This is a genomic window from Mesorhizobium sp. LMG 17147 (assembly GCF_024297145.1).
Classification (GTDB): Bacteria; Pseudomonadota; Alphaproteobacteria; order Rhizobiales; family Rhizobiaceae; genus Mesorhizobium.
On the sequence record NZ_JANCTC010000006.1, the window covers coordinates 35,289 to 58,938 of the forward strand.

A 23,650-nucleotide genomic window follows, 5' to 3' on the forward strand; every position below is an offset into this window, starting at 1 on the left:
ACCGGCCCACAATTTGACCGGCAAGGAAGGAAAGACCATGGCGACAGCGGAAAATGCCGAACTTGTCTTCGTGCCGCTCGGCGGTGTCGGCGAGATCGGCATGAACTTCGCGCTCTACGGCTATGGGCCGCCCAATGCGCGCGAATGGATCGTCGTCGACGTCGGCGTTACTTTTCCCGATGCAACCCTGCCCGGCGTCGACCTGGTACTGCCCGACACCCGCTTCATCGAGGAGAATGTCGCCAATCTGCGCGGCATCGTCATTACCCATGCACATGAGGACCACTACGGCGCGCTGCACGACATCTGGCCGAAGCTCAAGGCGCCGGTCTGGATGACGCCGTTCGGCGCCGGCCTGCTGGAAGCCAAGCGGCAGGGCGAGCAAGGGGCGCCGAAGATCCCGGTGACGATCTACCGGGCTGGCGAGAAATTCACCGTCGGTCCGTTCGAGATCGAGGCCATCCCCGTCGCGCACTCCATTCCCGAACCGATGTCGCTGGCGATCACCACGCCGGCCGGCGTCGTCATCCATACCGGCGACTGGAAGATCGATCCGGCGCCGACGGTGGGGCCGATGACCGACGAGGCACGCTTCCGCGCCTATGGCGACAAGGGCGTGCTGGCGTTGATCTGCGATTCCACCAACGCGCTGCGGGAAGGGGAATCACCGTCGGAAGTGGCGGTGGGCGAGGGCCTCAAGGGTGTCATCCAGAATGCCAAGGGCCGTGTCGCCGTCAGCAGCTTCTCCTCCAATGTCGGCCGCATCGTCTCGATCGCCAAGGCAGCGCGGGATGCCGGCCGCCAATGCCTGGTGCTTGGCCGCTCGATGAAGCGCGTCATCGATGTGGCTGATGAACTCGGTTATATGGACGGGTTGCCGGAATTCATCGCCGAGGAGGATTACGGCTTCATCCCGCGCGAAAACCTCGTCATCATCTGCACCGGAAGCCAGGGCGAGCCGCTTGCCGCACTTGCCAAGCTGTCGCGCGACGAGATGAAGTCGGTGGCGCTGACGGCCGGCGACACGGTGGTGTTTTCCTCGCGCACCATTCCCGGCAACGAGAAGGCGATCCTCGAAATCAAGAACCGCCTTATCGATCTCGGCATCAAGATCATTGAGGACGGCGATGCGCTGGTGCATGTCTCCGGTCATCCACGCCGCAGCGAATTGCGCAAGATGTATGAATGGGTGCGGCCGCAGATCGGCGTTCCCGTTCATGGCGAGGCGGCGCATCTGGTGGCGCAGGGCTCGCTGATGTCGACGTCCGGCATCGGCCAGGTGGCGCAGGTGCGCGACGGCGACATGCTCAGGCTGTATCCGGGTGCCGCCGCCATCATCGACCAGGTTCCGTTCGGCCGCATCTACAAGGACGGAAGGCTGATCGGCAGCGATCAGGCGATGGGCATTCGCGACCGCCGCAAGCTGTCCTTTGCCGGCCATGTCGCCGTCAACGTCGTGCTCGACGACAAATACGAGCTTGCCGGCGATCCCGATCTCGTCGCCATTGGCGTCGCCGAGGCCGACGGCAGCGGCGAGAGCCTGGAAGACCTGATGATCGATGCGGCAATCGGCGCCGTGGACTCCATCCCCCGCCAGCGCCGAAAAGACCTCGACCTGGTCCAGGAGGCGGTGCGGCGCGCGGTGCGCGGCGCGGCCAACGAAGCCTGGGGCAAGAAGCCGCTGGTGACAGTGTTCGTCACGCGGTGACGAACAAGGGAGTAGGGGAGTAGGGCAGTAAGGAAGTAGGGACGTAGGAAGTAGGAGCGCAAACAGTCTGCACTTCTAGATCCTTTTTTCCCTACTCCCTACTGCCTTACTCCCCTACTCCCTTAACCCGGGAGTACCCTATGCTCGGACGCCTCAACCATGTCGCGCTTGCGGTGCCGGATCTGGCCGCGGCTGCGGCGGTCTATCGTGATACGCTTGGCGCGCACGTAACCGCGCCGCAGGCGCTGCCGGAGCACGGCGTTACGGTGGTGTTCGTCGACGTCGGCAACACCAGGATCGAGTTGCTCGAGCCGCTCGGCGAAGCCTCGCCGATCGCCGCATTCCTCGAGAAGAATCCGTCCGGCGGCATGCACCATCTCTGCTACGAGGTGGACGACATTGTTGCGGCACGCGACCGTCTCAAGGCCAGCGGCGCGCGCGTGCTGGGCGACGGCAAGCCGAAGACCGGCGCGCATGGCAAACCGGTATTGTTTCTGCACCCCAAAGATTTCTTCGGCACGCTGGTCGAACTGGAGCAAGCATGAGTTGGGTTTCGTTTGTCGCCCTGTTCTTCGCCACATGGTGGGTGGTGTTGTTCGCCGTGCTGCCGTTCAGCATGCGAACACAGGACGAGGACCGGGACGTGACGCTTGGCACGGTTCCGAGCGCACCGCGCGGACCGCATATGCTGCGCGCGGCGCTGCGCACGACAATCGCCACGCTGGTCCTCATGGGTATCTTCTACGGCATCACGAGAGGGCTTGGCCTCGGCATCGATGACATCCCGCACATCGTGCCGGATTTCAACCAGAGCCCAGCGCATTAGCCGGCTACCTACCGTGTCCGGCTATCCCAGCCTAGCCGACGCCCTGAAATCAAGCTGAGCCAGCAAGGTCAACCCAAGTAAAGCCCCGGGGCGGGCCTGGGCTGACGCAACGTCATGTAGTTTGGTAATCTGTCGTGCTAACCAAATGATTGCACAAAAAAAATGCAAGGCGCGAGGCCTTGCAATTTAAACGCGTCCGATCTGTTTCCGGTGTCCGGCGGCAGCGAGTTACCGCGCCTAGATCGCATCCTCCCAAGACTTTGACCGCGTAGGAGGGCAGATTTTTCTCTACCCTCTCGGTTATGTGGGCACACTAGCCTAAGGCGGGTGAAAATGTCACGAAGAATTTTGCCCGGAAACAGGCAATCTCGTGCTGCAGTGCACAATAGTACGGCAGGCGTTGCTTGCGAAACGGCCAGCAAGCCGTGTGCGGCAATTGCGGCGCCTGTGCAGCGCCTGGGCCGGGTTTCCATTCCGCCATGAAATGGCTATGAAGCCGGGGCAAGCAAGCCTGTGCCGCGCCGATTCCGGCGCCGCCATCCTCTCTCACGGACCAGTTCATGCGTTTGTCGCGCTATTTCCTGCCCATCCTCAAAGAAAACCCGCGCGAGGCCGAGATCGTCTCGCATCGGCTGATGCTGCGTGCCGGCATGATCCGCCAGCAGGGGCAGGGCAGCTTTTCCTGGCTGCCGCTCGGCAAGCGGGTGCTGGACAAGGTCTGCCGGATTATCCGCGAGGAGCAGAATCGCGCCGGCGCGCTCGAAATCCTGATGCCGACCATCCAATCGGCCGAGCTGTGGCGCGAAAGTGGCCGCTATGAAGATTACGGCAAGGAGATGCTGCGCATCAAGGACCGGCAAGACCGCGATATGCTCTACGGGCCGACCAACGAGGAGATGGTCACCGAGATCTTCCGCTCCTACGTCAAGTCCTACAAGGATCTGCCGCTCAATCTCTATCACATCCAATGGAAGTTTCGCGACGAGGTGCGCCCGCGCTTCGGTGTCATGCGTTCGCGCGAGTTCCTGATGAAGGACGCCTATTCCTTCGACCTCGATTATGAAGGCGCCAAGGCCGCCTATAACCGCATGTTCGTGTCCTATCTCAGGACGTTTACGCGCATGGGGCTTCAGGCTATCCCGATGCGCGCCGACACCGGGCCGATCGGCGGCGACCTCAGCCATGAGTTCATCATCCTGGCCGACACCGGCGAGAGCCAGGTGTTTTGCCACCGCGATTATCTTTCGCTGGCAGTGCCCGGCGCAGACACGGATTTTTCGAACGACGCCGAGATCGGCGCCATCGTCAAGAGATGGACGACGCCCTATGCCGCCACCGACGAGATGCATGACGAGGCGGCATGGGAGAAGGTGCCCGCGAGCGACCGGGTCTCGGCGCGCGGCATCGAGGTTGGGCATATCTTCCATTTCGGCGACAAATATTCCAAGCCGATGGGCGCCAAGGTGACCGGCCCGGACGGCAAGGATCATTTCGTTTCTGGCGGTTCCTACGGCATCGGCCCGTCCAGGCTGGTCGCGGCGATCATCGAAGCCAGCCATGACGATAACGGCATCATCTGGCCGGAGGCGGTGGCGCCGTTCGATGTCGGCTTGATCAACATGAAGGCCGGCGATGCCGAATGCGACCGCGTCTGCGGCGAGCTGCACGCCGCCTTTGCCGCCGCGGGCAAGGAGGTGCTCTACGACGACACCGACCAGCGGCCGGGCGGCAAGTTCGCCACCGCCGACCTGATCGGGCTTCCGTGGCAGGTGATCGTCGGACCGCGTGGTGTCGCCGCTGGCGAGGTCGAAATCAAGAACCGCAGGACCGGCGAGCGCGAGACGCTGCCGATCGCGGACGTGAAGCAGCGCTTCGGTGCCGCCGCATGAACGAGGCGGCGGCAGCAAGACCATCGGGCGCCGGACCCTTTTCCGGCTTCGAGCGCATGGTGGCGTGGCGCTATCTGCGCTCTCGTCGCAAGGAGACGGTGATTTCGGTCATCGCCTCGATCTCCTTCCTCGGCATCATGCTGGGGGTCGCCACGCTGATCGTCGTCATGGCGGTGATGAACGGCTTTCGCGCCGAACTGCTGACGCGCATCCTAGGCGTCAACGGGCACCTGATCGTGCAGCCGCTCGACATGCCGCTGGAGGACTATGCCCAGGTCGCCGGCCGCATCAACGGCGTGCCCGGCGTTAAATACGCCATCCCGCTGATCGACGGGCAGGTGCTGGCGCAAGGCAATGTCGGCGGCGGCACCGGCGCGCTGGTGCGCGGCATACGCGGCGAGGATCTCGGCAAGATCACCATCGTCGCCAACAATATCAAGGAGGGCTCGATCGTCGGCTTCGGCACCGGCGAAGGCGTCGCCATCGGCAGCCGCATGGCCGAGAATCTCGGCCTAGTGCTTGGCGATACGATCACGCTGATTTCGCCCGAGGGCGACATCACGCCGCTTGGCACGACGCCGCGCATGAAAGGCTATCCGGTCACCGCGATCTTCGAGGTCGGCATGTCGGAATATGACAGCTCGATCGTCTACATGCCGTTCTCGGAAGCGCAGCTTTATTTCAACATGGACGGCCGGGCGCAGACGATCGAGATCTATGCCGACAATCCCGACAATATCGACGCGCTGAAGCCGAAGGTCGAAGGGGCGGCGCAGCGGCCGATCAGCCTTGTCGATTGGCGGCAACGCAACAAGACGTTCTTCGACGCGCTGCAGGTCGAACGCAACGTCATGTTCATGATCCTGACCCTGATCGTGCTGGTGGCGGCGCTCAACATCATTTCGGGCCTGATCATGCTGGTGAAGGACAAGGGCCACGACATCGCCATCCTGCGCACCATGGGCGCGACGCGCAGCGCGATCCTGCGCATCTTCCTGATGACCGGGGCTGCGATCGGCGTTGTCGGCACCATCGCCGGCGTGCTGCTCGGCATCGTGATCTGCCTCAACGTCGAGCGCATCCGCCAGTTCTTCTCCTGGCTGGCCAACGAGCGGCTGTTCAATCCCGAGCTTTATTTCCTGAGCCAATTGCCGGCCCGCATGGATGCCGGCGAGACGATCTCCGTCGTTCTCATGGCGCTGGCGCTGTCGTTCCTGGCCACGCTGTTTCCGGCGTGGCGCGCGGCCAGGCTCGATCCGGTCGAAGCGCTGAGGTACGAGTGATGGCCGAGGCCATTATCGAGCTGAAGAGCGTCGAACGGCACTATGTGCAGGGACCGCGCAAGCTGACCATCCTGAACGGCGCCGATTTTTCGCTGAAGCGTGGCGAGATGGTGGCGCTTGTGGCGCCGTCGGGCACCGGCAAGTCGACGCTGCTACACACCGCCGGGCTGCTGGAGCGGCCAGACGCCGGCGACGTGATCCTGGCGGGGCGCGCCTGCGGCCGGCTTTCCGACGACGAGCGCACGGCGATCCGCCGCAACGACGTCGGCTTCGTCTATCAGTTCCATCATCTGCTGCCTGAATTCTCGGCGCTGGAAAACATCATGATGCCGCAGCTGATAAAAGGGCTGCCGCGCAAGGAGGCGGCCGAGCGGGCGGCGCAATTGCTCGACTATATGCAGATCGGCAAGCGGGCACAGCATCGCCCCTCCGAGCTCTCCGGCGGTGAGCAGCAGCGGGTCGCCATTGCGCGTGCCGTCGCCAATGCGCCGCTGGTGCTTTTGGCCGACGAGCCGACCGGCAATCTCGACCCGGTGACCGCTTCCTATGTGTTCGAGGCGCTGGCAGCACTGGTCCGGCAATCGGGCCTGGCGGCGCTCATCGCCACTCATAATCATGAGCTCGCTTCGCGCATGGACCGCCGCGTGACTCTGGCCGACGGCAAGGTTGTGCCGCTTTAGGGTGCGCTGCAATTGAGGCGATGACGGCCTGCGAGCTGCCGTGCGCCGTCCCGCCGCTTTCGCGCGCCTGTTGGCCCGAAACGCTTGGCATCTCCCTCTCAACCCTTTCTTAACCCTGTCGAAATGACCGAGCGCGATTCCGGTGACGCCGGGACTGCGATCGTTGACATTCGAACAAAATTAGAACAAAATACGAACATACTAACAACAGGAGAGAGTTATGACCGATCTTGTTCAGGATGTCGTTTCGCTGGTGTGCATGAGCACGTTCCTCATTTCCATGGCAATCTGGATCGGCGCGATGTGAGGCTTGAGCTCAAGGGCGGGCTCGATGCTGATGAGCGAGGGCCGCCTTCGCATATTGGCGCAGGCATTGGGCGAGTGTTTCAGCCGGCCTTGCGGGACACTTCGACAGGCGATACCGCGGCGGGCCCGAACACGTCCTCGAAAGCGGATTTCAGCGCCAGGTCGAGGTCGGCCATGGTCACGGGAAGGCCGAGGTCGACAAGGCTGGTGACGCCGTGATCCTGGACGCCGCACGGCACGATGCCGCTGAAATGGCTAAGGTCCGGCTCGACATTGATGGCGATGCCGTGAAAGCTCACCCAGCGCCTCAGCCTTATGCCGATGGCGGCGATCTTGTCCTCGGCCGCCGAGCCGTCGGGCAAAGCGGGGCGGTCCGGCCGCACCACCCAGACGCCGACGCGGTCCTCGCGGCGTTCGCCGCGTACGTTGAAGGCGGCCAGCGAGCCGATGATCCATTGTTCGAGTGCGGAGACGAAGGCGCGGACATCCTCGCGCCGCCGCTTCAGGTCGAGCATGACGTAGGCGACCCGCTGGCCCGGCCCATGATAGGTGTATTCGCCGCCACGCCCGGCGGCAAAGACCGGGAAGCGGTCCGGCTCGATCAGGTCCTCGACGCGGGCGCTGGTGCCGGCGGTGTAGAGCGGCGGGTGCTCGACCAGCCAGACCATCTCGCCGGCGGCGCCGCTGCGGATTGCCTCGGCGCGCGCCTCCATCAGGGCGAGCGCATCGGGATAGGCGGTGAGCCCAGGCTCGATCCGCCATTCGACCGGCGCCGAGCCGGGCAAGGGCAGGAACGACGTGGCGATCTGGCTGCGTTCTGTCATGATATCTCGTCTCGCCACTCATATGGCGGCAATCGGTACAAACGTCCAGTTCCGGCACGTTCGGCCCTTGAAGAGTTATGCCGATGTCCGGCCGATTATTGCTGGCCGCGCACTTGTTTCACCGGAAACGATTTGCTACACGCCGCGGGCCGGTTGGTTCCGGCTCCTACCACGTGCGGTCGTGGCGGAATTGGTAGACGCGCAGCGTTGAGGTCGCTGTGGGGCAACCCGTGGAAGTTCGAGTCTTCTCGACCGCACCAATGGCTACCTTAGGCAAAGCCTTAAATCCCATGAATTTGCGGGGTTTCTTCCACCGGCTGACCTAGGAAGTGCCCTAAAACGTTTCTAAGTCCCTTGTTGACTCGCCATCGAATCCGGTCAAATTGCCCGGCCATGGCTAAATATCTCAAGAAACGTGGCACTCGTGGCACTGGTATTTCCAGCGGGCCATCCCTCCCGAACTCAAAGGCAAGGTCGATTCATCGCTCTTCCGCGATAAGTCGATGGATACGACGGACGAGACCATCGCCGCCAAGGCGGCACGAAAGTACATCGTTGCCACAGACGATGCGATCGACCGCGCTAGAGCATTGGCGAAGGCTCCCGACTACGTTCGGGATCTAACCCCGGCCGAACGCTACGAGATTGAGGGAGCCGGAGGCGTCGAATTCCTCCGCGACGAGGAGGCGTCCAACGCTATGGATTTCAACCTCCTCCATCCTGTGCTGGCGCTCTCCTCAATTGTCCCGGAGGACATGCTTGTCGATCGGATAAGCGCTCACCTCCAGTCGCTTGAACCTCAAACGCGACTCGACTGGTATCACGCGGGAGCGATTCCCGATGAACAAGCTGAGTCAGCAGCGGCTGAAGAGTACACCCCAGCACAGACCGAATATCTCGAAAATCTGGGCAATTATTCGATCGCCGACCTGACCGCAGAGCGACGCGATATGCTTGATTTCTTCGGCCGCTTGCGCAGACCTGCGAACGCGGAAGAAGCTTCGGCCGAAGCCGCCAAGCCGTTGCCAGGGGCATCGGTGATCATTGGCCCCCATTCAAATTTCGACCTCGAAAGATCGCTCAACTGCTTCCGGATCGGAGGTCAGAGCTTGCCGATTACATTGCACTCATACGGCGTGGTTCGAAGGACAATGCATCGCTGTCCGACCAGTGGTCGCTTGAACAGGCTCGGCAGCATGTCGCGCCATACGTCATCAAGTAGAGCGATGTGTGTCCGCATTCCCGTGCCTCGCAACCCTCGGGCGGCACCGGCACAAAAGCCACAGCCATCGCGACCACGCTCAAGCATCCGGCCTGCGATGCCGCCGAAGGTAACGAACTGCTCCGACTGTGAAACAAGGGTCCAGCCGGCGCACAAGCGAGGCTTGCGACCCTTCTGCGCAAGCCTCGCTGACCTACCCCAAGCCGCTTGCGGCGCGGATAGCTCAGCATCGGTCGAAGTCCCACGCCGGGCGATGCTGAGCGAACGAACCGAGGTCTCTATCGGGCGGCCTCGCACTTGGCCGGCTTTGCGTGTCCCATCGCGAGGCCGGCCTTTTTCATCCAAGGCGCCGCAGAATTCTAGAATGGAACATGCCGCTTCGAGCCGAAGGCATTGATCCAAACGTCCAGCTTTTGGAGTACGATACGATAGGTCCGCTCGTCTCGGCAGAAGACCAAGGCTGTCGCGCGACTGTAATCGTCGTCTCTGTCGTTTAGGAACGCTTTGGCCTCGTCTTCTCTCAACCGTAGTGCAACCGTCTTTCGCAATTTCTCCCGCCAGAACGTCGCTTCGACTGAGCGATCGTGCTCAGCCTGTTTCCGGCGCTCAATCGCAGACAGGATTTCCCGTGCCTTCCCCGCGCTGTGATAGCCATGGTAAGCGGCCTCCAGAGGCGTGCGACCGTCAAGATTGGGATGCGGAGTATTCAGCCACGCGTCGAGTTCGGAGCCGCCTAGTACCGTCGCGGCGTTGCCGGCGAGTTCCTTTTGCCGATCGATCTTGATCTTCTCAGCCTGCCCCGCAGCTTCGGCCTTGCGCTGTAGCTCCTTAGCGGCAATCGCAGCTAGACGGCGCTCGCATTCCTTTGCAATCGGGAGACCGAGGAGGTCAAGCACGTCGGTGCGCGTGCCATTGAACAGACCGACGATGGCCCGCAATTCCGCTTCAATAGGCTGCATCGTTTGCGTGTGTTCTAGCAGGCTGGCGTAGGTATCGACGTTCTCCGGATTGATCGAGTCCATCCAATCGTCAACGGTCATGCCTTTGCGTTCGTCGTCCGGTAGCTGGTCAAGAATCCGTTCGATTGTTTCTAATATGTGCTCGCGGGCGGCAACCCTGCCGATTTCTTCGTCGACCCAATTGAACCACTGTGAAGCCACCCGTTGCGCAATTGCAAAACCACGCGCCGTCTCGACGACGACGCCAACTCGGGCCAGGTATTTGAGGTAAGACTCCACCGCCCTCCAAGGAGCCGCGAAGCGATTGTCCAGCGCTATGGAAGCTGTTTCAAGCTCGTTGCTGATCCATTTAAACTCAGGACGTATAAGGCCTTTACCTCCAAGGTGTTTTGATACGGCCACGGCGTTCGCCAGCTTATTACGAAATTCTTGGCCATAGAGAACGTCTGAGAGAATGACTGACTGCCAATATGCCGGCCCCGTTGTAAAGCAGGCGAATCCGGCGACCGGGATGCCAATGTGCTTGTCTAGGCCAATGCCGCGAAGAACATCTATTGCCGGCATCGGCGGGGATTTCGGTGCTGAGTCCAGAGCCGTGGCGTAGGCGCGGGCCTTCTGTTTGGCATCGGTGGTCAGTTTGCTCTCGGCCGCGACACGGGCGGCGGTAGCCGCCTTCTGCAACTCGACAACAGCGTCGTCGATGGCCTTGTTGAACAACCATTTCCGGGGAGCCGAGCGGATCACGGCGTTCGCGACTACCTCCGGAGTGGCATCCCTCGGCAGGCGGGAGAGGTCAATTTCGATCGCCGGTATCCCATGCTCGCGGATGCGCCGAATCTTCTCGTCGTCGCAGGGATGCGTCACAGCGATCTCAACGAAGAGCTTCCGGCCTTGGATAGTGACATAGAGGTCAGGGACTATCTGTTGCGGGTCACGGAATTCGAGGCTTGCCGACCCCAGCGCTATTTCTTCGCGACCCGGGAGGACCCGTTCAACATCCCCGTGAGTGGCAATCCGCTTTGGCACGAACAAGGTGAGACGTTCCTTGACGATCTGCTTGGCGAGTTTATGTAGGGCGGTTTCCGGCCCTCCGCCGCACGCGTCCCGATGATGATGTGCGAAGTGAGGGGTCTTTGCCATGGTCCTAGCGACCAAGCGGCTCCCGCACATGCCAGGACAGACGCAAGCGCATTTGAGTCCGCGTTCGGCCGTCGAGATATGGACTAAGCTGCCATCGGCCTTCTGCCCATAGACAAGCTCGGCACGATCAGTGCCGAACTCAGAGCGTACCTCGGCATGGTCTTGACGATTTCCCATCTGGCAAATTCATTGACTCGAATCGGGTCAATCATCGTGGGAGCGCAACAACTGGTCGTCAATTTGACGGATGCGCTTCCGAATGGAGTCGATTTCCGATGCGGCGATGCCTGCAAAGGCCTTGCGCGTTTCGTCAACAGCATTTGCAATCTTCTCAAACTCGATCCGCGCGGCTTTCTCTTCAACCTCCAACTGCCTTTCTTGTTCGTTGGATATCCCAGGCTCACCCGCCAGTCGCGCGGGAGCGCTTAGGGAATTTAGGCAAGAAGACAGTTCACCCAACGTCTTGATGACCTCACCACGGGCGGCCTCAATCTTGACCGTATCGCCCTTTGAAAGCTGGTGTCTTCCGAGTTCGGTCAAAATCTCATATGCCCCATGCTCCATGTTGTGCGCCCATTCAGGTTTGACGGACTGAGGATCGTATTCTGCTTCGTCATCGAAATGGTCGTAAATAGTCCTCCAAACGTCCTGCAAATAAGCGCTTAGCTTCGTGTCGAGATAGCGGCCGTTGGCTTCGATGGATTTCATTCGACGCTCGATTATCTCGCGCGCCATGATGTCCTGCTGGACATTCATCTTCTGAATCTGACGCCAGACAGGTTGAGCGGCATACCACGCGGCGAAGATCGCGAGGCCAGCGCCAAAGAGCGTCTGAAACTCACTGAATACCCGATACGTCCTACAAAGATTGTTGACGCAGGCAGAGTTGGGGTCGGCAGGGACAAACATACCATTCAAGGTAAATAACAGGACTGCAACGAACAAAAATGCGGCGACGAAGACAACGATCGTGGAATTGTCTCGCATTTGCCCCGTCCATTTTGGAACCTATCCCCGCGCAACAATAGACGCATATAGGGCGTCAGGACAGGCCAAGGGGACGGTCAAGCCGTTAGTATTCGGGACTTAAGGGATCGGCAGGGAGAATTGCCCTAAAATGTGCCCTAAATGATGCCCTAAACCGGGCCGAAAGTGCCCTAAATCGTTTGGTTAAGAGTTCAGAAAATCACTAAAAATCAATTGCTTGGTTGGCATTTTTCTGGCGACGCCCTGAAAATCGAGTCTTCTCGACCGCACCAATCAGTCTTTTGGCTGTGGAAGTTATTGCGATTTTTCAGGCTTGTCGCACAGCCGTGCAAATACGGCAAAAAGCGCACTGTCACCGTAATTTGTTAATTCGCGTTCTATGCCGTCTGTTCACTTTCCCGGACATCTGAGTTCACGGTTGGTGATGGGCATCGCAGCGAAAGCAAGCACCTTTGCGCTTGCCTTGAAGGCATCCTATTCTGGAGGGTAGCATCTGCTCGTGGGCATAGAATGTCGGTACTGCCTGTCTTAAGAATTTACGCGCCGCTCAACGCGGTGCTGGCTGCGACTGGGCTTGTGGCGGTGGCTGCGCTCACGACACCGGACATGTCCGGGCGAAGCAGACTGGCTTTGGCTGCCGTGCTCGCGGTCATTTGGGGCGTCTATCTCCTGGAATTGGCCGAGAAACTGCTCAGGCGCCGGGCGGGAGACGTTCGGGACAGGACGCCGGCAATCGCCATTGATGTGGTCGCGGTTTTGGTTCCACTCGCCGCATTTCTGCTCGTCGGCACGCCCGATCGGAGCCTCTACTGCGCTGTCTGGCTGCTGAAACCGCTGCGCGATTCAACTTTCTTCCCGCTGCTGGGCAGAATCCTGACCAACGAAGCGCGCAACCTGATCGGCGTCGCCACGGTCTTCGGCATCGTTCTGTTCGGTGTTGCGCTCGCAGCCTATATGATCGAGCGCGACGTCCAACCGCAAAAGTTCGGCAGCATCCCCCAGGCAATGTGGTGGGCGGTGGTCACGCTGTCCACCACCGGCTATGGCGACGCTATTCCGGAAAGCTTCGCCGGCCGCGTCCTTGCCGGGGCGGTCATGATGAGTGGCATCGGCATCTTCGCGCTCTGGGCTGGCATTCTTGCCACCGGCTTTTATCAAGAAGTCCGTCGCGAGGATTTCGTCCGCAATTGGCAATTGGTCGCCGCCGTGCCGTTGTTTCAGAAGCTCGGCCCGGCCACACTGGTCGAGATCGTGCGCGCATTACGACCTCGCATAGTGCCGGCAGGTGCTGTGATCTGCCGCAAGGGCGAGACCGGTGATCAGATGTTCTTCGTCGTGGAGGGGCGCGTCAGCGTCGCGACGCCGAACCCGGTGGAGCTAGGCCCTGGCGCCTTCTTCGGCGAGATGGCGCTGATCACCGGCGAACCGCGCTCGGCGACCGTCAGCGCCACAACGGTGGTCTCACTCCTGTCGCTACACTCGGCGGATTTCCAGATGCTGTGCAGCAGCAGCCCGGAGATCGCAGAAATCATTCGCAAAACCGCGCTCGAGCGGCGCGGCGCGGCGCCTAAGGGTTGACCGCACTAGGTGTTTGTCAGGAGGAGGATGCGCTGCCAGGGCGGCCAATTGCCCGCCGACAGTGGCTGGCTGGAACTACATGCTCAGTAAATTCGAAAGCGGAATCTCTTCCTCGTTGAATTCTCGCACGGCGGGGAGCGTCCTTGTCGGGGCACGTGCTTTGTGCCTGATTGCGGTCGCGAGTTTGGCTTATGCGAACTGGCCATCGGCGGGCATGGCCATCCATCGACAAGCGCACATAACTATTCGCGCACCAGGCGTCCGGTCGCCCACCAGATCACCGATACAACAACGATCGATGCGTAGCCGTCCACGGCATAGTGCCAGCCAGTGAACACCGATCCGTACAGGATCAGGGCTGCAAAGGTCCAACCCAGAACGCCAAGCCAGCGATTGATCGATGACAGCAAATAGGCGTTCAATACGGCAAAGGCGACATGCATGCTTGGCATGGCCGAGATGCCGCCGCCAAGACTTGGCCGGCCGCTCTGGTAAGCCTTCAGGAGATATGCCGCGGGTTCCCTCACCATGTAACTATGGTCCAGCCTGTCCAGGGCCGCATTCAATCCGTGGAAGCGATCCACGCCGACGAAGTGGTGGTAGTAAACCGGTCCGACCGATGCCAGCGCCAGGGCCAAGACCGTTCCGAGGACGGACAACGTCAGCGCTGCTGCGCAGAGATAGCGGATGCGGGCAATCTCGTCCGACCAGAGCGACACGAAAAGGATGGTGCCGAACCACTGGTAAAACCAAATGACTTCATAGCTGTTGAAGACGACGGACGACCAATTGTTGCTGTCGAGCTTATGGACGATCTCCCATGGCGGCATCCCGTGCAGCCATTCATCAGCGTCGGCCAACCAGTTGTCGGCATAGTATGGGACGACGGACGGGATGGCGATCTTGTAGGTAGAGAACGCGGTCAAGCTGGCAAAGAAGAACAGCAGCACCAGCAGACAACCACGCCAGCGCCCTTGAGCCAAATCCAGCGCGTAGCGAACCGGTTGCCGCCGGCCATGGATTAGCGCGGCACAGCAGACGCCACCGATAAACAATACCGGGATGCCAACAAGAAACTTGTGAGAATAGATTAAGGCCGACGTATAGAATACTTCTGGGTATAGTGCGGATGCGCCTAAAACATATGTCGCCATGAACAAGGAGAGGCGCAATTGCCATATGGCGGAGGGCCGGTAGCGAGAGGCTTCCGTGGTTAGGGCCAAACCAATTTACTCGTTCTTAACGTTTCGCCGGAGAGACACATATACCGATAAGGTAAAAACCTTGCCGCCAGGTTTACTTTTCCCCGGTGGTCGACATTTGCCGCCGGCTCGCATGCGACGGATTGTTTCCCTGTAATCTTGCATCCGCATTTGCTGTCCAAGCCCCTGCGTGAAGGGATTGCCCGGGGGCTGGAAACCGAACTGGCTGGTCGGTGCTTAACGCGCCTGCCGCCTCCCGTTGACGTATCATAAGTTTTAGCTTATCATAAGTCATGGTTTATGATTATGCAGGCATGATGGCCTTGGCCGATCCGACACGCCGCAAGGTGTTCGAGCTCATCGCCGATCGGCCACGCTCGGTCATCGATCTGACGCGAGTGCTTCCGGTCTCGCAGCCGGCGGTATCGCAGCACCTCAAGGTTTTGAAGGAAGCCCGGCTGGTCCGCGCAGAGCCGAAAGGTGCCAGCAACATCTATCATCTCGACCCGCATGGACTTGGCGAGATGCGCGCCTGGCTCGACCGCATGTGGGGCGATGCGCTCGACGCCTTCAAACGGGAAGTCGACAACAGCAAGGAGAAATGACGACCATGATCAAGCCCGCGCCGGTCAGGAAGTCGGTGACCGTGGAGGTGCCGCTCGACAAGGCATTCGATGTGTTCACCACAGGATTCGGGCGCTGGTGGCCGGCTTCGCACTCGATCGGCAAATCCGCCCTGACGACCGCGGTGATCGAACCGAAAGCCGGCGGCCGCTGGTACGAGATTGGCGAGGATGGGTCACAATGCGATTGGGGCGAGGTTCTCGCCTGGGATCCGCCGTCAAGGCTGACACTCGCCTGGCGCATTGGAGCCGGCTGGCGCTACGATCCGGCACTGCTGACCGAAGTCGAGATCCGCTTTGTCGCGCTCGGCGAGAACGCGACGCGTGTGGAACTCGAGCACAGGCTTCTGGAGAACATGGGCGAAACCGCAGAGGCGATGCGCGAGGCCTTCGAATCCGAGGGTGGCTGGAGCGGTCTCCTCGACCGCTATGCGGCCGAGGCCAAGCGCCACGCCGCCTGATCGGGAAGTCTTCCAGTCCAATACCAGCGAGGCCCTCGCACTGTCGGCCTCGCCGTTTTGAATCAGTGTCGATCTCCCCATCTGGTTGACCGGGGCGGGGAGATACGCTGCCCTTTACCTGGCGCCGCGAAGGTTTTGCAGCGCCGCAGGTTTGTAGAACGTCCTCTCCTCCTACCATCCGGTATGCGTTGCGTCGTTTGGACGCGCGAACGGCGCTGTAGCAATTTGCCGTTGCGCATGGTCCTTTCGCAAAATCGATTCCGATTGTCAGGGTCATGCGTTAGACCTGACAGGCACCTTATCCGGAAATCCAATGGCGGGAGGCGCTGGTGGAAGGCCAGGACGAACAGATGACCGGCGCCAGGGCCGTCGAGGAGCGCCGCGCCGACATCTATGACGAGGACGGCGTCATCCTGTCGTCGTTTCTCGCCCAGATCGGTGCCGCGATCGCCGATCGCGATACGCTGACGCTGAAGCGTGAAGTCGACGATCTGCACCAGTCGGAACTCGGTCATCTGCTCGAGGCCCTGCACCCGGAACAGCGACGCGCGCTGGTCGAATTGCTGGGCAAGGATTTCGATTTTTCCGCGCTGACCGAGGTCGACGAGGCGATCCGCCGCGACATCGTCGACAGTCTGCCCAATGCGCAGATCGCCCAGGCGGTGCAGGATCTCGATTCCGACGATGCCGTCTACATTCTCGAAGACCTCGACCAGGAGGACCAGGACGAGATCCTGTCGCAACTGCCGTTCACCGAGCGGATCAGGCTGCGGCGCTCGCTCGATTATCCCGAAGAGACCGCCGGCCGCCGCATGCAGACGGAGTTCGTCGCGGTGCCGCCCTTCTGGACGATCGGCCAGACCATCGACTACATGCGCGAGGACAACAACCTTCCAGACCGTTTCAGCCAGATCTTCGTCATCGATCCGAGCTTCAAGCTGCTCGGGGCCATCGACCTCGACCAGATCCTGCGTACCAAGCGCTCGGTCAAGGTCGAAGAGGTCATGCATGAGACCAGGCATGCCATCCCGGCCACCATGGACCAGGAGGAGGCGGCGCGCGAATTCGAACAATACGATCTTCTGTCCGCTGCTGTCGTCGACGAGAACGAGCGGTTGGTCGGCGTGCTGACCATCGACGACGTCGTCGACGTCATCCAGCAGGAGGCCGAGGAAGATCTGCTGCGCATGGGCGGCGTCGGTGACGAAGAACTCTCGGACAGCATCTTTTCGACCTCGCGCTCGCGCGTGCCCTGGCTGCTGGTCAATCTTTTGACGGCTTTCCTGGCGGCTTCGGTGATCGGCCTGTTCGACCGCACCATCGAGCATATCGTGGCGCTGGCGGTGCTGATGCCGATCGTCGCCGGCATGGGCGGCAATGCCGGCTCGCAGACCATGACCGTCACGGTGCGGGCGCTGGCGACCAGGGACCTCGACATCTACAATGCCGGCCGCATCATCCGCCGCGAAATCGGGGTGGGCTTCATCAACGGCATCATCTTCGCCATACTGATCGGCCTGGTGGCTGCTGCCTGGTTCCACGATCGCAATCTCGGCGGCATCATCGCGGCTGCGATGATCATCAACATGTTCGTGGCGGCTCTGGCGGGCATCCTTATCCCGCTGCTGCTCGACCGCTTCAAGATCGACCCGGCTGTGGCTTCGGCGGTTTTCGTCACCACGGTCACCGATGTCGTCGGTTTCTTTGCCTTTCTCGGGCTCGCCACATGGTGGTTCGGCGTGCGCTGAACGGCACCTCAATTGACTTTTACGTAAATGCCGTGCGAGGCTTTGGAAGGTGCCTTGTCCGCCGATTCTGGTTACGCGCCTGGGCGCCGGCTGCGCCGGCCAGTTGGAACTCGCGGCGTGGCCGGGGCATTGGAGTGAAGATGCGGGAATATTATTCGATCACGGAACTGACCCGCGAATTCGACGTGTCGACGCGGACGTTGCGCTTCTACGAGGACGAAGGGCTGGTGCAGCCGGTACGGCGCGGCCGCACCCGGCTGTTCCGCCCGTCGGACCGGCATCTGATCCGCCAGATCATGCGGGGAAAGAGGCTCGGCTTCTCGATCAACGAGATCCGCGAAATCATCCAGATGTACAGGGAGCCGCCCGGCGAGGTCGGCCAACTCAAATTGATGATCAAGCGAATCGAGGAAAAGCGCGAGCATTTGCGCCAGAAACGCCGCGACCTCGAAGAGACCCTGGCCGAACTCGACCAGGCCGAGGAATCCTGCGTCGAGCGGCTGGTGGAACTCGGCGTCACCACATAGGCGCAGTGTCAGCCTCGGCTCAAATCCAGCGCCGCACCCTTTTGGCGTAGTCCCGGTACTTTTTGCCGAATTTGGCCGTCAGCACCTTCTCCTCGCTCTCGATCGTCAGCTTCTGCGTCAGGAACGCCGCGATGACCGCCAGCGGCAGGAACCAGGCGATCCCCGTGACAAAGGCGAGGCTGACCAGCAGCAATGTGTTGGCGAGGTAGATCGGGTTGCGGCTGACGGCGAAGGGTCCGGTGGTCACCAGATGGTCAGGCACGCCGTTCGGGTTGAGCGTCGTCCTGGCGCGGATCATGGTGCGAATTGCCGTGAACCAGAGCGCCGCAACCGCCACCAACCCCACAAGGCCGGCGGCGAACAGGATGTCGCCGAGAAGATCGCCGATCCACGGCAGCGGATAGAACAGCCCTAGCGCGACGCTGACGATGATGGCGGCGATATAGATCAGCGGCGGCCATGGGATGTGCCCCAGCTTCGGCTGCCCAGGATTTTGCTGCACGGGTTTCGGGTGACTGTCGCTCATTATTGTCCTCCCTCGATTAGCGCGTTCCCGGTTCCCCCGCCTCGGTTTGGGCGGTGCAGGTGCCGGCGAGCTCGCCAATATGCGCCTTCCACTCCAGGGACTGGTCGTTGCTGTAGAGCCGGTCAAGCGAGGCTTCGCCCTGGAGAGTGTCCAGCATGCAGGCACAATAGCTGGAGCAGAACTCGGTGTCGCGTGCCTGCTGGCAGGATATCTGGCAGGATTTCAGAAAACTCACCTCCCTGGTTTCGGCCTGCGCCGGCATGAATTGCGAAAACAGCCAGACCGAGCCGATCAGCACCGGCTGATGGATCAAATAGAAGGCAAGGCTGTGCCGGCCGATGAAGACCAGCGGGTTTGCCCAGCGGCCAGGCGCCAAGGCCGACAGCCGCGTCAGTGCGCCGGAGGTGGCGGCGAGCTTGGTAACCGCGATGCCGGCAAGTACGGCGCCGAACCAGGGCAGCAGCGGAACGTAGTCATTGGAGCGTGGGTTGGTCGCCGACAGGCCGACCCACCACAAAGCCGGAGGATCGAAAAGCTCGGATCGCAAGTAGAAAGGCGCGGCGATAACGAGGGCCGCCACGGCAAGCGTCAGCAGCGCCGGCAGCCGCAGGAACGCCAGGCCGAGCAAGCTGGCGAGCGCGATCTCGTGCAATATGCCGAAGAAGATGAAGCCGTCGGGCGTGGCGATGCGGGTGACCAGCGATATTGCGAGCGCTGCCCCGGCAACCATGGCGAAGCGCTTCCAGAAGCCGGTCCAGCGGATTTTTTTGCCATGGGCGAGATAGAGGCTGATGCCGACCAGGAACAGGAAGCTCGAGGCGATGCAGCGCGCGTAGATTTTCCACCAGCCGAAGGCGGTGAGGCCGGGATCGGTGTAGCCGAAGAATTCGAGGTCCCAGGTGAAATGATAGCTCGCCATGGCAAGCAATGCGATGCCGCGTGCAATGTCGATAGCGGCGATGCGCTTCGACTTCGGTTGATCCTGAACGGCTGCGCTCGGCGTGTCGATGCTCATTGGTCTCGCTGTCTTGGTTCAGCCCCGGCAAGACGACTATCACGGTTGCCACCGTCAAAAGAAGCAGGGCCTTGCGTCGCGTTGGTGACGGTCGGCATCAGGGCTGCTTTAGGCCAGAGCCGGAAAGCCTTTGGCCGGCTTCGCTTTTTGCCGTGAAGGCGTCGGTTTCCTGTTACCCGGCCAGGAATCGCCGCGGCAGATTTGTGCTCCAACCCTGCTTCGGGCGATTCGGCTTCGGGGAACACAATGGCTACCCATGTGCGCCATCCGATCTGGCTTGCGGCCTTGCGGCCGGCGGATGCCCGCACCTTCGCCTCGCTCTATGCGGTCGAATCCTTCGCGCGCGCCACCGTGTCCAGCGTCATCCCGATCCAGGCCTATGAGATACTGCACAACGAGCAGATCGTTTCGATCCTCTACACGATCGTGGCGATGCTCGGCCTGTCGGCGACGCTGTTCATGCCGATGCTGATCGCCCGCTTTGCCCGGCGCTGGGTCTATACCGCCGGCGCCTGCCTGCTGGCCGCCGGCTCGCTGTTCTTCATCACCCATACGCTGGCCGGCCAGGTGGTCGGCATGCTCTGCCGCGTCGTCGGCGCCGGGGCGCTGGCGATCACGCTCAACCTTTACATCATGGACCATATCCGCAAGACCGATTTCATGCAGGCCGAGTCGCTGCGCATGGCGTGGTCGATGCTTGCCTGGACCACCGGGCCGACCCTCGGAATTTACCTCTACACGCGTTTCGGCATCTATGCCGCGCATGGCGCGGTGGCCGTCTTCGCCATGGCTTTGCTGGCGCTGTTTTGGACTTATCGGCTTGGCGATAACCCATCGATCCGCCCCGGCAAGACGCGGCCGGTCAATCCGCTGGCCAATATCGGCCGCTTCGTCGCGCAGCCAAGGCTGCGGCTGGCCTGGCTGATCGCCTTCGGCCGCTCCTGCTTCTGGACGACGTTCTTCGTCTATGGGCCGCTGTTCATGGTTATCACCGGCGAGGGCAAGCTCGCCGGCGGCCTCTTGGTTTCGGCCGGCAATGCGCTTTTGTTCATGGCCATCTTCTGGGGCAGGGCAGGAAAGCGTTTCGGCGGCCGGCGCACCATGACGTTCGCCTATTTCGCGATGTCGGCAACGCTGCTGGCGGCCGGCGCCGTCGGCGAGGCCGCACCGCTCATCACCGGCGCCTTGCTGCTTTGCGGTGCTTTCTTCACCATCGCGCTGGATGCGCTGGGCTCGACCGCCTTCATGCGCTCGGTGCGCTCGTACGAGCGGGCACAGATGGCGGCGGTCTACCGTACCTATCTCGACTTTTCCGAGCTGACGCCGCCGCTGGTCTATTCCGTGGTGCTGGCGTTCTTCGGCCTGGGCGCGGTTTTCGCGACACTCGGCCTGCTGGCGGCGATCTGCGGCTTCGTCACCTGGCGCTATCTGCCCAAATCGCTTTGATGTTCGAGCGCCGCATGGCGCTCGTGCACCCAATTGTGGAAGCGGTGCGGTGCCGCATCGAACGCAGGCCGTTCTGTTTGACCGCGCAGATCGCGACGTCTGCGGCGCCAGTTCTCCGGTTTGGCGAGGCGGCGCACTCGCCACACGATCCGGCGGAATTTGGTTTGCCGGGCGCGGCGATTCTGCCTATAGTCGCTGATGTCGTCGGTTCCGTTTTGGAACCAAGAGGGAATGCGGTGCGGGCGAAATTGTTTGCCCAATGCCGTGGCTGCCCCCGCAACTGTGTGCGGTAGTCCTCTCCATATGCCACTGAAGGTTCGCCTTCGGGAAGGTGGGGAAGGGTGCTGATCCGCGAGCCAGGAGACCTGCCGGCGACAGGAAACTGACTTCTATGCCCTCGGGTGGAGGGCGAAAGGACAAGACATGAATACCGCTTCCGTTTCGCTCGGCGCTTCCGCCTCCTCGCAGTCGCGTCTCATGCAGCTGGCGCTTGCTGCATTCCTCGGCATTTTCGTCATGGGCTTTGTCGGCTTTTCGCATATCGATGCGGTCCACAATGCCGCGCACGACTATCGCCACTCGATGGGCTTTCCCTGCCACTGACAAGGGGCTGACATCATGACACTGTTTCGCAACGTCGTGTTCATCGCGGCGATCGCAGGGCTTGTGGCCGGCGTCGTTCTCGCCTGCATGCAGGCCTACGCCACGGTGCCGCTCATCCTGAAAGCGGAAGTCTACGAACAGGCCGGCGGCGGCCATGACCATGCCGCGGCACCTGCGACACCGGCCGAAAACGCAGCGGGCACGATGGCTATGAGCAGCGCCGCGCCGGCACCGGCTGAAGCAATGGCTCGGGCTGAAGACGAAGGCTGGGCGCCGGCCGACGGCTTCGAGCGCTTTGGCTTCAGCGTCGTTGCCAATATCGTCACCGGCATTGGCTTCGCACTGGTCCTGGTCGCGGTTTCGGAGTTCGCCGGCGGCATCGGCAATTGGCGCCAGGGCCTGTTCTGGGGGCTGGCCGGCTTTGCCGTGTTCACGCTGGCGCCCGGCCTCGGCCTGCCGCCGGAACTGCCGGCGATGCCGGCGGCCGACCTTGTCCAACGCCAGATCTGGTGGTGGGCAACAGTGTTGGCGACAGCGGCCGGTCTCGGCCTTATCGCCTTCCGCAGATCGCTGCCGCTGGCGATCCTTGCCGTGGCGTTGATCGTTGCGCCGCATATTGTCGGCGCGCCGCAGCCCGACAGTTTCGAGACGGCGATCCCGGAAGGCCTGCATCATCAGTTCGTGGTGGCGGTGACGCTGACCAATCTGGTGTTCTGGCTGGTGCTCTGTATGGTCGTCGGGCTGGTGCGCGGACGCTTCACCGGCGCGGCAACCAGCCTGCGCGACAGCTTTGCCTGACCGCGCTGCCGGGGCGCTGACCCTGGTCATCGGCGGTGCGCGCTCCGGCAAGAGCGCGCATGCCGAGAGGCTGGTGAGCGCCTGTCCGGCGCCGTGGAGCTATATCGCCACGGCGCAAGCCTATGACGAGGAGATGCGTCAGCGCATCGCGCTGCACCGCTCGCGGCGAGGCGATGGCTGGACGACCATCGAGGCGCCGCTCGACCTTACCGGCGCGATCGAGGCACTGCCCGACGGCCAGCCGGTGCTGATCGACTGCCTGACGCTGTGGCTGACCAACCATATGCTGGCCGACCATGATGTCGAGGCCGAATGCCGAAGGCTGGCCGATGTGCTGTCGCGGCCGCGCGGCCCGTGGTTCGTGGTGTCCAACGAGGTCGGCCAGGGCATCGTGCCGGACAATGCGCTGGCAAGACGGTTTCGCGATACCGCCGGCCGGCTGAACCAGGACGTCGCGGCGGTCGCCAGCACCGTGCTTTTGATGGTGGCGGGGCTGCCGCTCAAGGTGAAATGACATGGCTGATACTATCGATCCCAAGACCATTGAACAGGGGGACGAGGAACGCCACCGCGCCAAGATGGCCAAGCGCAAGGCGGTGCAGGACGCCGAGGTTGCAGCCAAGACGGTCGAGAAGGGGCTGTTGATCGTCAACACCGGGCCGGGCAAGGGCAAGACCACGGCCGCCTTCGGTCTGGCGCTCAGAATGCTCGGCTACGGCAAGCGCGTCGGCGTCGTCCAGTTCATCAAGGGCAAATGGCACACCGGCGAGAAGGACGCCTTTGCCGTCTTCGGCGACCGTGTCCTCTGGCACGCCATGGGCGAGGGCTTTACCTGGGAGACGCAGGACCTGAAACGCGACATCGCGGCGGCCGAGGCCGCCTGGGCGAAGGCGCTCGAGCTGATGGCCGAGCCGTCGATCAGCCTGGTGGTGCTCGACGAGTTGAACATCGCGCTGCGTTACGACTATCTCGACCTCGAAAAGGTGGTCGCGGCGCTGAAGTCACGCCGCGAGGGCCTGCATATCGTCGTCACCGGCCGCAACGCCAAGCCGGCACTGGTCGAGGCGGCCGACCTGGTCACCGAGATGGGCGTGACCAAGCACCACTTCTCCGCCGGCGTGAAGGCGCAGCAGGGGATTGAGTTCTGAGGGGTGTTGCTGGTTTGTCGAGGTCAGCGCTGCCCCTCATCGCCTGCCGGCGACTTCTCCCCGTGAAGGACGGGGAGAAGGAGCTAGCCGCAACGCTGGCGATCTCCCTCTCCCTGTCTTTTCACGGGGAGGTAAGGCTGAGGGGCAGCGC

At 61.8% G+C, this 23,650-nt stretch carries 23 protein-coding genes, 1 tRNA gene and 1 riboswitch; of the genes, 18 read left to right on the forward strand and 6 right to left on the reverse strand.

The annotated features are described in order from the left end of the window. The first annotated feature begins 37 nt into the window (after window positions 1–37). The 6 genes from NMG46_RS13335 to NMG46_RS13360 all read left to right on the forward strand — a co-directional run bounded on the left by NMG46_RS13335 (window position 38) and on the right by NMG46_RS13360 (window position 6,386). Entirely contained in the window at window positions 38–1,708 is a 1,671-nt protein-coding gene (locus NMG46_RS13335) for a ribonuclease J (protein WP_254818115.1), read from the forward strand. Window positions 1,709–1,848: 140 nt separating this feature from the next. Beyond that, window positions 1,849–2,253 (forward strand): methylmalonyl-CoA epimerase, encoded by a 405-nt coding sequence (gene mce / locus NMG46_RS13340; RefSeq protein ID WP_254818116.1) that lies wholly within the window; start codon window positions 1,849–1,851, stop codon window positions 2,251–2,253. Then, complete coding sequence (locus tag NMG46_RS13345) at window positions 2,250–2,534, forward strand: DUF1467 family protein (RefSeq protein ID WP_254818117.1); 285 nt, start codon at window positions 2,250–2,252, stop codon at window positions 2,532–2,534. Before mce ends, NMG46_RS13345 begins: the two co-directional genes overlap by 4 nt. Before the next feature lie 560 nt (window positions 2,535–3,094). Beyond that, complete coding sequence (gene proS, locus NMG46_RS13350) at window positions 3,095–4,423, forward strand: proline--tRNA ligase (protein ID WP_254818118.1); 1,329 nt, start codon at window positions 3,095–3,097, stop codon at window positions 4,421–4,423. Beyond that, window positions 4,420–5,706 carry a lipoprotein-releasing ABC transporter permease subunit gene (locus tag NMG46_RS13355; RefSeq protein WP_254818119.1) on the forward strand — a complete coding sequence of 429 codons (1,287 nt, stop codon included), beginning with the start codon at window positions 4,420–4,422 and terminating at the stop codon, window positions 5,704–5,706. Before proS ends, NMG46_RS13355 begins: the two co-directional genes overlap by 4 nt. Further along, a complete protein-coding gene (locus NMG46_RS13360) occupies window positions 5,703–6,386 on the forward strand; it encodes an ABC transporter ATP-binding protein (RefSeq protein WP_254818120.1) in 684 nt (227 codons plus the stop codon). The genes NMG46_RS13355 and NMG46_RS13360 overlap by 4 nt, the downstream gene beginning before the upstream one ends. 386 nt (window positions 6,387–6,772) lie before the next feature. On the opposite strand, the gene lipB is transcribed toward NMG46_RS13360, so the two are convergent. Then, window positions 6,773–7,516, reverse strand: coding sequence for a lipoyl(octanoyl) transferase LipB (lipB, locus tag NMG46_RS13365; protein WP_254818121.1), 744 nt, complete (start codon window positions 7,514–7,516; stop codon window positions 6,773–6,775). Window positions 7,517–7,691: 175 nt separating this feature from the next. On the opposite strand from lipB, the gene NMG46_RS13370 reads away from it, so the two are divergent. Beyond that, a tRNA-Leu gene (locus NMG46_RS13370) sits at window positions 7,692–7,776 on the forward strand. A gap of 141 nt (window positions 7,777–7,917) precedes the next feature. Continuing rightward, complete coding sequence (locus tag NMG46_RS13375; RefSeq protein ID WP_368389297.1) at window positions 7,918–9,135, forward strand: DUF6538 domain-containing protein; 1,218 nt, start codon at window positions 7,918–7,920, stop codon at window positions 9,133–9,135. On the opposite strand, the gene NMG46_RS13380 is transcribed toward NMG46_RS13375, so the two are convergent. Further along, window positions 9,098–10,837 carry an antitoxin Xre/MbcA/ParS toxin-binding domain-containing protein gene (locus NMG46_RS13380; RefSeq protein WP_254818123.1) on the reverse strand — a complete coding sequence of 580 codons (1,740 nt, stop codon included), beginning with the start codon at window positions 10,835–10,837 and terminating at the stop codon, window positions 9,098–9,100. The genes NMG46_RS13375 and NMG46_RS13380 overlap by 38 nt on opposite strands. A gap of 204 nt (window positions 10,838–11,041) precedes the next feature. Further along, window positions 11,042–11,824 (reverse strand): hypothetical protein, encoded by a 783-nt coding sequence (locus NMG46_RS13385; protein ID WP_254818124.1) that lies wholly within the window; start codon window positions 11,822–11,824, stop codon window positions 11,042–11,044. A 510-nt stretch (window positions 11,825–12,334) separates the two neighbouring features. Here NMG46_RS13385 and NMG46_RS13390 point away from each other — a divergent pair. Beyond that, the gene (locus NMG46_RS13390; protein WP_254818125.1) at window positions 12,335–13,402 is read left to right on the forward strand and encodes a cyclic nucleotide-gated potassium channel; all 1,068 of its coding nucleotides are present in this window, start codon (window positions 12,335–12,337) and stop codon (window positions 13,400–13,402) included. A gap of 242 nt (window positions 13,403–13,644) precedes the next feature. On the opposite strand, the gene NMG46_RS13395 is transcribed toward NMG46_RS13390, so the two are convergent. Continuing rightward, entirely contained in the window at window positions 13,645–14,556 is a 912-nt protein-coding gene (locus tag NMG46_RS13395) for a phosphatase PAP2 family protein (RefSeq protein ID WP_254818386.1), read from the reverse strand. Window positions 14,557–14,897: 341 nt separating this feature from the next. Between NMG46_RS13395 and NMG46_RS13400 the strand changes: the two genes are divergently transcribed. The 4 genes from NMG46_RS13400 to NMG46_RS13415 all read left to right on the forward strand — a co-directional run bounded on the left by NMG46_RS13400 (window position 14,898) and on the right by NMG46_RS13415 (window position 17,963). Then, window positions 14,898–15,209: a helix-turn-helix transcriptional regulator gene (locus tag NMG46_RS13400; protein WP_254818126.1), complete on the forward strand. Its 312-nt coding sequence runs from the start codon at window positions 14,898–14,900 to the stop codon at window positions 15,207–15,209. Further along, window positions 15,206–15,688: an SRPBCC family protein gene (locus tag NMG46_RS13405; RefSeq protein ID WP_254818127.1), complete on the forward strand. Its 483-nt coding sequence runs from the start codon at window positions 15,206–15,208 to the stop codon at window positions 15,686–15,688. The genes NMG46_RS13400 and NMG46_RS13405 overlap by 4 nt, the downstream gene beginning before the upstream one ends. A gap of 329 nt (window positions 15,689–16,017) precedes the next feature. Continuing rightward, complete coding sequence (gene mgtE / locus NMG46_RS13410) at window positions 16,018–17,436, forward strand: magnesium transporter (RefSeq protein WP_254818128.1); 1,419 nt, start codon at window positions 16,018–16,020, stop codon at window positions 17,434–17,436. Between the two features lie 140 nt (window positions 17,437–17,576). Then, a complete protein-coding gene (locus NMG46_RS13415; RefSeq protein WP_254818129.1) occupies window positions 17,577–17,963 on the forward strand; it encodes a MerR family DNA-binding transcriptional regulator in 387 nt (128 codons plus the stop codon). A 19-nt stretch (window positions 17,964–17,982) separates the two neighbouring features. Here the strand turns inward: NMG46_RS13415 and NMG46_RS13420 are convergent, their stop codons facing one another. After that, window positions 17,983–18,489, reverse strand: coding sequence for an isoprenylcysteine carboxylmethyltransferase family protein (locus NMG46_RS13420; RefSeq protein WP_254818130.1), 507 nt, complete (start codon window positions 18,487–18,489; stop codon window positions 17,983–17,985). Window positions 18,490–18,505: 16 nt separating this feature from the next. Then, the gene (locus tag NMG46_RS13425; protein WP_254818131.1) at window positions 18,506–19,504 is read right to left on the reverse strand and encodes a heparan-alpha-glucosaminide N-acetyltransferase; all 999 of its coding nucleotides are present in this window, start codon (window positions 19,502–19,504) and stop codon (window positions 18,506–18,508) included. A 246-nt stretch (window positions 19,505–19,750) separates the two neighbouring features. On the opposite strand from NMG46_RS13425, the gene NMG46_RS13430 reads away from it, so the two are divergent. The 5 genes from NMG46_RS13430 to cobO all read left to right on the forward strand — a co-directional run bounded on the left by NMG46_RS13430 (window position 19,751) and on the right by cobO (window position 23,499). Next, complete coding sequence (locus NMG46_RS13430; protein ID WP_254818132.1) at window positions 19,751–20,950, forward strand: MFS transporter; 1,200 nt, start codon at window positions 19,751–19,753, stop codon at window positions 20,948–20,950. 188 nt (window positions 20,951–21,138) lie between these two features. Continuing rightward, window positions 21,139–21,338: riboswitch (cobalamin riboswitch) on the forward strand. Between the two features lie 35 nt (window positions 21,339–21,373). Further along, a complete protein-coding gene (locus NMG46_RS13435) occupies window positions 21,374–21,553 on the forward strand; it encodes a CbtB domain-containing protein (protein WP_023676561.1) in 180 nt (59 codons plus the stop codon). Window positions 21,554–21,568: 15 nt separating this feature from the next. Further along, window positions 21,569–22,351 (forward strand): CbtA family protein, encoded by a 783-nt coding sequence (locus NMG46_RS13440; RefSeq protein ID WP_254818133.1) that lies wholly within the window; start codon window positions 21,569–21,571, stop codon window positions 22,349–22,351. Further along, a complete protein-coding gene (cobU, locus tag NMG46_RS13445) occupies window positions 22,344–22,865 on the forward strand; it encodes a bifunctional adenosylcobinamide kinase/adenosylcobinamide-phosphate guanylyltransferase (protein ID WP_254818134.1) in 522 nt (173 codons plus the stop codon). The genes NMG46_RS13440 and cobU overlap by 8 nt, the downstream gene beginning before the upstream one ends. Window position 22,866: 1 nt before the next feature. Further along, complete coding sequence (cobO, locus tag NMG46_RS13450) at window positions 22,867–23,499, forward strand: cob(I)yrinic acid a,c-diamide adenosyltransferase (protein WP_254818135.1); 633 nt, start codon at window positions 22,867–22,869, stop codon at window positions 23,497–23,499. The last annotated feature ends 151 nt before the right edge of the window (window positions 23,500–23,650 follow it).